The 7,914-nt window shown below is 54.1% G+C and carries 3 protein-coding genes and 6 pseudogenes; 4 read left to right on the forward strand and 5 right to left on the reverse strand.

Annotated features, from left to right (window positions below; all coding sequences use genetic code 11):
• Positions 1 to 177 (forward strand): annotated as a pseudogene (locus DUT91_RS24070) (IS3 family transposase); the annotation flags it as partial.
• Positions 178 to 446: 269 nt separating this feature from the next.
• Positions 447 to 3,773 (forward strand): hypothetical protein, encoded by a 3,327-nt coding sequence (locus DUT91_RS24075; RefSeq protein WP_147272275.1) that lies wholly within the window; start codon positions 447 to 449, stop codon positions 3,771 to 3,773.
• Positions 3,774 to 3,842: 69 nt separating this feature from the next.
• Here the strand turns inward: DUT91_RS24075 and DUT91_RS24080 are convergent.
• From DUT91_RS24080 to tnpB, 4 genes and pseudogenes are all read right to left on the reverse strand, one after another.
• A pseudogene (locus DUT91_RS24080) lies at positions 3,843 to 4,046 on the reverse strand (integrase core domain-containing protein); the annotation flags it as partial.
• A 27-nt stretch (positions 4,047 to 4,073) separates the two neighbouring features.
• Positions 4,074 to 4,442, reverse strand: a complete 369-nt coding sequence (locus tag DUT91_RS24085) for a transposase (RefSeq protein ID WP_425373839.1) — start codon at positions 4,440 to 4,442, stop codon at positions 4,074 to 4,076.
• A gap of 17 nt (positions 4,443 to 4,459) precedes the next feature.
• Positions 4,460 to 6,095: pseudogene (tnpC, locus tag DUT91_RS24090) on the reverse strand (IS66 family transposase).
• A 131-nt stretch (positions 6,096 to 6,226) separates the two neighbouring features.
• Positions 6,227 to 6,487 carry an IS66 family insertion sequence element accessory protein TnpB gene (tnpB, locus tag DUT91_RS24095; RefSeq protein ID WP_425373840.1) on the reverse strand — a complete coding sequence of 87 codons (261 nt, stop codon included), beginning with the start codon at positions 6,485 to 6,487 and terminating at the stop codon, positions 6,227 to 6,229.
• A gap of 162 nt (positions 6,488 to 6,649) precedes the next feature.
• Here tnpB and DUT91_RS27615 point away from each other — a divergent pair.
• A pseudogene (locus DUT91_RS27615) lies at positions 6,650 to 6,712 on the forward strand (hypothetical protein); the annotation flags it as partial.
• Positions 6,713 to 6,910: 198 nt separating this feature from the next.
• Here the strand turns inward: DUT91_RS27615 and DUT91_RS27620 are convergent.
• Positions 6,911 to 7,054, reverse strand: a pseudogene (locus tag DUT91_RS27620) (transposase); the annotation flags it as partial.
• Positions 7,055 to 7,669: 615 nt separating this feature from the next.
• Between DUT91_RS27620 and DUT91_RS25670 the strand changes: the two are divergent.
• Positions 7,670 to 7,914: pseudogene (locus tag DUT91_RS25670) on the forward strand (IS110 family transposase); the annotation flags it as partial.

Consider the following 7,914-nt stretch of genomic DNA (forward strand, 5'->3'; position numbering starts at 1 on the left):
AACCATTCCCGGCCGCACTCATCGCTCGGATATCTGACCCCGGCAAGCTATGCCGGAACCATCGCCGCAACCGGCTCCAACGCTGCGCAAGATGAAGGCTACGCGTTTTCGCCGGTTGCTCCCACCGTGCCAAGTGGCGTAATGAAAACCGCCGAGGCTCTAATCGCCGCTGGATGAAAGTTCAGTGGCAGGTCAGCGCAAATACATGAATATGAACCCGCTCTACGCGGAGCAGACCTCAACCCACGGAGCCGTCGCCTGATAAAGGGCGAAAGATTCTGACACTACCAACTGGATGAATGCGAACCGGCCGACTGCCACGCTGGTCACGGCTATTTCGTCTACTTTTCTGGGGTATCATGCCTTATGGCATTACGGCCAAAATTGTAGTGTCACGTTACTGCCACAGGTGGCATTTTTAAGTGGCGGCCAGAGTTATAATATATTTGAACTATAAATTCCTCGTTTCGAGTCCTCTAATCAAACCCTCGCGTTACGAGTTTTTGCCGCATTTCAAACGCGGCTATTCGCTGGAGGTACCAAGCATCATGTTCAAAATAGGACCCGCTATTTCATCCAATGTTATCGTCTCGACGCCTGCTCCTCCTAATAATCCTCCTGCTTCGCTTAGTGCTCGCCGGAACGTTAATCACGTGGTGCAGAATACGACTTCCGTCGCCGAGGTCTTTCGGGAAGGAGCGCAAAGTCAGGAGTCCCATTCACCTTCCGACAGCAGTCTTCCAGGCGAGCCCAGTTGCGAGCCAAATGCTGGCCAGTTCTGTAAAATACTCGAAGCTCTCATGAATCTCCTCTCCGAACCAGACGGTAAAGTTTTCGACTTGGTTATAGAACTCAGTGAGCTAAAAAAAGAGTGCGAGACTATCCCTGGGGATAAGGCTTTTACCGGTCAAGATTACCTCAGAATTGCCGATACCTTCCGATCGGCTGCCAAGCAGATGGATGCTCTCAAAAAGCAGAATAGTCCATTATCTGCCAAGTATGAACAGCTTTCTAAGCTCTTTACGGCGTTGAAGCGCTTCCATCTGTCTCATGGCGCTCCAACCCTGATGGAAGAAGGAGCAGCCCGTGAGATCGCTCGAATCCCACTCCCCGTGCGGGAAGGCCTTAAAAATCATCAACCCGAAACCAAATTCATCACGGAAAAAAAATATTCCCTTAACCTCGGCTTCGACGCCGGCCCCGTAAAGGTAGAACTGGAGCCGGAATTCCAGTCTAAGAAAACGTTTATGATAAACGAGGAAGGAGACGCTCTCTTTAGCAGACAACGAACCATCGATGTAAAGCAGAAGGGTGGTAAAGATTTTCATGTCGGTACTGTCGTTGGCGTCGATGCTGGCGGTAAAATTAGTGAATCCGGGACGCACGAGAGGATGATCGTAAGCAATCTTAACGATCTCGAAAAGATAGCCATGAATGATCGAGCCAACGCCAAAGTGGCCAATATGCTGAATCCAACGCACTATTCAGCGAGTGAGTATGCTCGCAAGATATATCAGAGAGCTCGCAAAAGTGAAAACTGGGCAGGAAAATGGTTCGGCCTTCCCGGTCACGATCCGGATTCTCCTCTCTTTCTCACAAATAAAAAAGTCCCTAAGGGCGTGGCCAATCAAAGTCAAATCCTGGAAATTGCCGAGAAGCTGGGGAACAAGCGGCTTATCAATTTGATTAAACACGTATACCAATCGGTACCCGACTATTTGCAAAGCCATTCAAATGGTGAGTCGGCGGACCTACCGAGGAATATCCTTAGAAAGGTAAACCCTCTTCCGGGAGCGGTCGTCAAGAGGTGGGGAATGGAATTTAAAGGGGAACTTGAAGGGGCGTGCAAGGTAAAAGGACCATCATATCCCGCACATCCCATACCGGTCGTCGGCGCTGCGGGCCTGGAGCTAGGCTTGGGCTTATCTGTGGCAGCAGCTGGGCGAGAAGATTTGTTTATTTTGAAGCTACCAGGCACAACCAGTCTGTTTCTGGATCCCAACAAAACAAAAAGCATCCCTGAATCCCGAAAACTTCTCGATGAGATTATTGAAAACCGCCGAGAAAATGACTCGACTATCGCGGAATTGAATACTTATCCTGCTAAAACTTTCCCTGAAATTAAGGAAAAATTAGAATCTTTGCGAAGTAAGTATATAGAGTTTATTAAATATGAAGACAGCGATAATAATGACGAAATAAATAGATTGGTGTGGAATAATAGCTACCATATAGGTAATTTTAAAAAAAATTCTAAAGAATTTATTTCACATAGTTATGATGAATTCAATCTTGCTCTCGCGAAGCTTGGCGTCGAGCTCGCAGAGCTGAAACGGGATACGTCCCGATTGCATGATAGTGAAAGAGTCGGCTTAGCCAATGCAAGCATAGATGCAGATCAGGCGTATACGGCAGCCAAGGATATTATCGAGGAAAAATTCCTAAAAACGAACGATCATGACCTGCTCAAACATACTAGTTCAAAAGCAGTAGCAAAATGGTATCGGGGCTTAATGACTTTTGAAGGAAAAGGTAAGCTTCCTGTTGGCTCAGCGGGCGATTACAACCCTATTCAGTTGAACGGCGAATTCCACGCAACAGGCTTTTCCGTGAAACATCACCCGGATCCCCTCCGACGGGGAATTTACATGGAATACAAATTTAAGTATAATATAATTACACTCCCCAATATCATAAAATTTTTAACCGATAAGAATCTTAAGCTGCCGTGCCATTTTGGAATATTAGCCACAGAAGGCGCTACCGGAAAGATGGTAACGCTAAGTTATCGTAAGGCGATTGAAGATGATAGTGGAGTTCCGCCCAAATTTAAGCTGCAATGTTGTAAGCTAACAAATACCTCCAAAATGGGAATAGCGGGTAAAACCTCATCGCTTCCGGCTGGTCCTTTCGTTGGGTTTGGGATCTCCAATACTCAAACTATGGAGCCAGTCCATAGCCAGGAATTAGGCGACGATATCGGATACCATCTTTTGCAATATAGCCATTTGAAAAGGGACTTCATCGACCGCGTGGCTGAATCCCAACACAAGGCTATCCCCGATTATACAGCTGTTCAGGAACCGGATCCCCCCGATTATGCCGCAGCTTTAAGGAAAGAGGGGGGAGAGAACCGGGAAATTATGGACACATATTTCGGCACGCCTACCATCCTGGACATCGTGGAAGATTTTCAGCAATTTACGACCAACCCAATCCAACCCGCCAGCGAGTTTGAGCGTTTTGAAAAGGAGCCTTTCACAGGCATAGCGCATGAATTGCAGTCAGCGGAGCATTTTGCTCCGGGTTCAAAGAAATCTATTGCCGCTACGGTTTCTGAAGACCTTCTGGGAAACTTGAAGGATTGGTTCACGAGACAAAGATTTGATTTGCCCGTGATTCGGCGGCAAGAGAGTTCCGAACGGACAGCAAAACAACGAATGGAGGCACTATGTGCGCGAGGAGAGAATAGTGCTAGCGTTTTTGACGCTTATTTGAGAATTATGGGCACATACAAAAAGCTAAGTGATGCCGTCTCCTTGGGCAGGTACAACGCTGTCCGGCAGAAGGCGATACCGTGGGCCACAACGGGACGTTCAAATTCTCAATCAAGGCATCAGATAGCCCTACCAGTACGACAAGGATCCCAGGGGTCAGTATCGGGCTCTACAGTACCTTCGGTACCACCTGCCCCGGACATGGATCAACCCGGAGCGTCGGGCAGCCAAGTGGGAAGTGATCTGCCCCCTTCAAACTGGACCAGTTATGGTTAGAGTTTTCCGGTGGCTGAAGTGCCCCCCAAATTTGGGCCAGCGGGAGCTGGAATTTTCCGGGGTTAAGGCTCAGGCGGGCGGGGGTGCCGATGAGCCGTTCATGAGCGAAATCGGCACCTTGTTGCCGATCGCGCTGTGTGGCCGGAATTCGTTATAGTCTCTACGCCAATCCTCCATCTTTGACCGTGCATCGTCAAGACTCATGAACCAATGGGCGTTCAGGCACCCGGCGCGGAACTTGCCGTTGAAACTTTCGATGTAGCTGTTATCGGTGGTAGTGTCCAGAATCTTTCGCCCTTTTTATGAGGCGAAAGCTCCGTGGGTTGAGGTCTGCTCCGCGTAGAGCGGGTCCATATTCATGTATTTGCGCGTCGACCACTGACTGCCCGCGATGTGCCTCAGCCGGGCCGCCGCCAGATTCAGGCAGCTTTGGCCGTCCGGGAAGGCTCCCACGACGCGGGTGCGCCGGCGGATTTCCTTCATGATCCGCTCCAGCGGATTGTTGGTTCTGATCTTGAGCCAATGGCTGTCGGGGAAGGCGTAGAAGGTCAGGGTCTCATCGATATGCGCCTCGATCAAATCGGCCGCTTTCCCGAGCTTCTGGCGGCGTAGGTCCTCGATGATCATGGCGGCCTTCTCCTGCGCCGCTTCCCGGCTTTCCGTAAGCATCCGGTGAGGGCCGCAGCTTATGCCGCCTGAGCGTTCAGCGCCTTGGATGTCCAGTTCCACGGAAGCAGTTGCTCCAGTCGGCTGACCGGCGTGTCCGCAATGTTGGCGAGCACGTCGGCAAGCCAAGCCTGCGGGTCGATGTCGTTGAGCTTGGCGCTCATGATCAGCGTCGCCATGAACGCGGCACGGTCAGCACCGCGATCCGATCCGGCAAAAAGCCATGACTTCCTTCCGAGAGCAAAACCCCTGAGCGCGCGCTCGGCGGCATTGTTCGTGAGACAAATCCGGCCGTCGTTGAGGAAGGACGTGAAGCCGTTCCAACGCTTCAGCATGTAGTCGATTGCCTCGGCGACGGGAGAACTGCGCGACAGTTTTGCCCGCTAGGTTTGGAGCCAATCGTGCAGTTCTTCGACGAGCGGCTGGCTGTCCCTGCGGCGGTGCTCCAGTCGTTGCTCGGCGGCAAGTCCGTTGATCTCCCGCTCGATGTCGAACAGGGCGTCGATCCGCTTGACGGCCTCCAGTGCCATCGGCGAGATCGGCGCGGCTTTGCTGCCACGTTTGGCATTCATGGCTATGTCGGCGAGCACGAAGAACTTGCGGCGCGCGTGTGCCCAGCACGGTGCCTGCGTCAGAGGCGCGGGATCGCGGTCTACCTTGAACAGCGGATTGTAGCCGCCATAGGCATCTGCCTGCAGAATGCCGGTGAAGGTCTTCAAGTGACGCTCAGGATGCTCCTGTCGCCGGTCTCGCGACGCGTAGAACAGAGCCGCAGGTGGTGACAGCCCGCCGAAAGGTCTGTCATCCCGGACATAGGTCCAGATGCAGCCGGTGTCGGTCTTGCCTCTCGCCAGGATCGGCACTGCCGTGTCGTCGCCATGCAGCCGTTCGGCGGCCATGACATGCGCCTCGATCAGTGAATGGATGGGCTTCAAGGCCGCGGCACACGCACCGACCTGGTCGGCAAGCGTCGACAGGCTGAGATCGATCCCCTCTCGGGCATAGCGCTCGCTCTGACGGTTCAGCGGCTGATGCTGGGCGAACTTCTCGAACAGGATCATCGCCAGTAGGTTCGGCCCGGCAAAAGCCACGGGGCGTCACATGGAAGGGCGCGGGCGGCTGGGTGATCTTCTCGCATTCGCGGCAGGTAAACTTCTCCCGCACGGTTTGAATGACCTTCCACTGACGAGGGATGACCTCAAGCGTCTCGGTGATATCCTCGCCGAGCTTCGACAGCTTGGCCGAGCCGCAGCAGGAGCAGTTTGTCGGGGCATCGATGACGACACGCTCGCGCGGCAGATGCTCGGGAAACGGCTTGCGTGAAGGACGCTTGCGCGCGAAGGCCCTGACGGTCGAGGCCTTGGCAGCAATCTCCGCCGCCAGTTCGTCTTCACCAGCGTCGGCTTTGAGTTCCTCGAGTTGCAGTTCCATCTGCTCGAGAAGTCGCGCCTTGCGCTCGGACCGGCTGCCGTAAAGTTCACGACGAACCTTCTCGATCTCCAGCTTCAACCGCGCGATCAGCGCTTCTGAATGTGACACGAGCGCCTTGGCACTGGCGGCTTCCGCCTCGGCTTTGATACGCCGGGCACGCTCTTGCGCCAGCAGTGCAAGCGCGCTGGCAAGGTCGTCAGGAAGCTGTTCGGCCGCATCGTTCATGGTAGGATGCAATCATATTCGACCCCGCCATTCCAGTGCTTTTGCTCATCCTGCCGACGTCGGTCGCCAGGTTTTTTGCGGCATCCGCCAGTCGATCCCTTCCAAAAGATAACCGAGCTGCGCCGGCGTTATCACCACCGTGCCGACGGCCGCCGACGGCCATATGAAGCGTCGCGTTCCAGCTTCTTCGTAAACAGGCAGGCTCCCTGGCCGTCATGCCAGATGACCTTGAGCAGACCTCCACCGCGACCGCGAAACACAAAAAGGTGTCCGCACATCGGATCGCGCTTCAGCGTCTCTTGCACCATCAGCGGCAGACCAGGAAAGCCCTTGCGCATATCCGTATGGCCGGTTGCCAACCAGACCTTCACACCAGCAGGGACCGGGATCATCGTGAGCGTCCGGTGAGTCGGTTTTGTTTAGGTGCGGAATTAGCGCAAGTTACGACACAGATGATTCATTTGTGACGTAACAGGGTATGAATGGCCAAGGTTGAGATCCTGACGGGTGCCGAGCGACAACGTCGATGATCCACAGAACTGAAGCTTTCGATATTGCAGGAAGCGTTCGGTGCGGATGGCAGCGTTTCGGATGTGGCGCGCCGGCACGACGTTCTTCCGCAACAGATATACGCCTGGCGAAAGAAGTTCTCGCCGCCCAAATTGGAATCTCCAGAGACCGCATCGTTCGTCCCGGTTTCGCTTATCGGGCCGTCGGAGAACCCCAGCGACGGTTCCAAGAGGAGCGGTGTCCGGTTCGACCGAGCTCTCCCGCCGTCGGTAACGCTCGATGATGGCCATCTCGAAGGTCTGGCGGCGCAACTTCGGCACCTTCAGCTTCACCTCGCCCGCCTTGGTGTGCAGGGCCCGCTCGTAGCTGCCGGCTCGCCTGTCCTGGCGGCCTTCATTGCGTTCATAGCGCCCCGCGCCGCACAATCGGTGCGCCTCCGCGTCGAGCATCGTATTCAGCGCCTCTCAACCGTCCCGCGCACCATCTCACCAAGGTGATCCTTGATCCGCGCTTCGTCGATCCGGATCACCTGACCCATCACAGCATCCTTCTCGTCGTCCATCCTTTCGCTCCTTCCGTCATTGTAGAAGGAGCCGTCAAATCTGAAAGTGCGAAAGATTCTTTACGTTATCGATTCCGGTCCCCTCCCCGTTTGCTTTTGATCGGTCACTTCGAGATCCCGACCGATCGAACCAGCAGGCCGAGGCGCGGCCGGCGCGGAAAAACAAAGCCCAATTATGCCCAGCAGCAGAGCGAGAAATTTCCATCAAGAGAGATACAACGCCTCTTTAGATTTTCAGGCACTTTCCTATGCTGCATGATCCGCTCCCCTGCTGTTGTGCCTTAGCTGGACCCTCTTGTCTTATGACTTTCTAGGCCGTTTGGTCCAGTAAGAGATGCCCGATCCGGGAAGGCCATTCCGGATCGGGCGAAAGGGGATGGATCGAAGTTGTCTCGGTTGTTGAGGACCGTCGATTAGTGTGATCACCCCTTTCTTTTCCATCAGGCCTGAACGGAAACCGGGGCTTCGGGGCCCGGATGACAAGAATAGGATAGCGGAAAAGATGAGCGACTGCCTACCACAAACCATCGGCATCGATATCTCAAAAGCAACACTCGATGCTCATGCCTATCCTGCAGGCAGCAGCCAGCAGTTTGCCAATACTGCGAGCGGCCACAAAGCCTTAATTGCATGGCTGGGACAATGGCCGGTCGAACGAGTGGCATTTGAGGCGACGGGGGCCTACCACCGGGAACTCGAGCAAGCTCTGACTGATCTGCCTTGCGTCAAGCTCAATCCCGCTCGTGC

Source organism: Paramesorhizobium salinisoli (genome assembly GCF_003335045.1).
Lineage (GTDB): Bacteria > Pseudomonadota > Alphaproteobacteria > Rhizobiales > Rhizobiaceae > Paramesorhizobium > Paramesorhizobium salinisoli.

Coding starts and splice junctions, on each gene's coding strand:
- DUT91_RS24085 (WP_425373839.1), bottom strand. CDS start 4,442: ATGCTTACGGAAAGCCGGGAAGCGGCGCAGGAGAAGGCCGCCATGATC.
- tnpB (WP_425373840.1), bottom strand. CDS start 6,487: ATGATCCCGGTCCCTGCTGGTGTGAAGGTCTGGTTGGCAACCGGCCAT.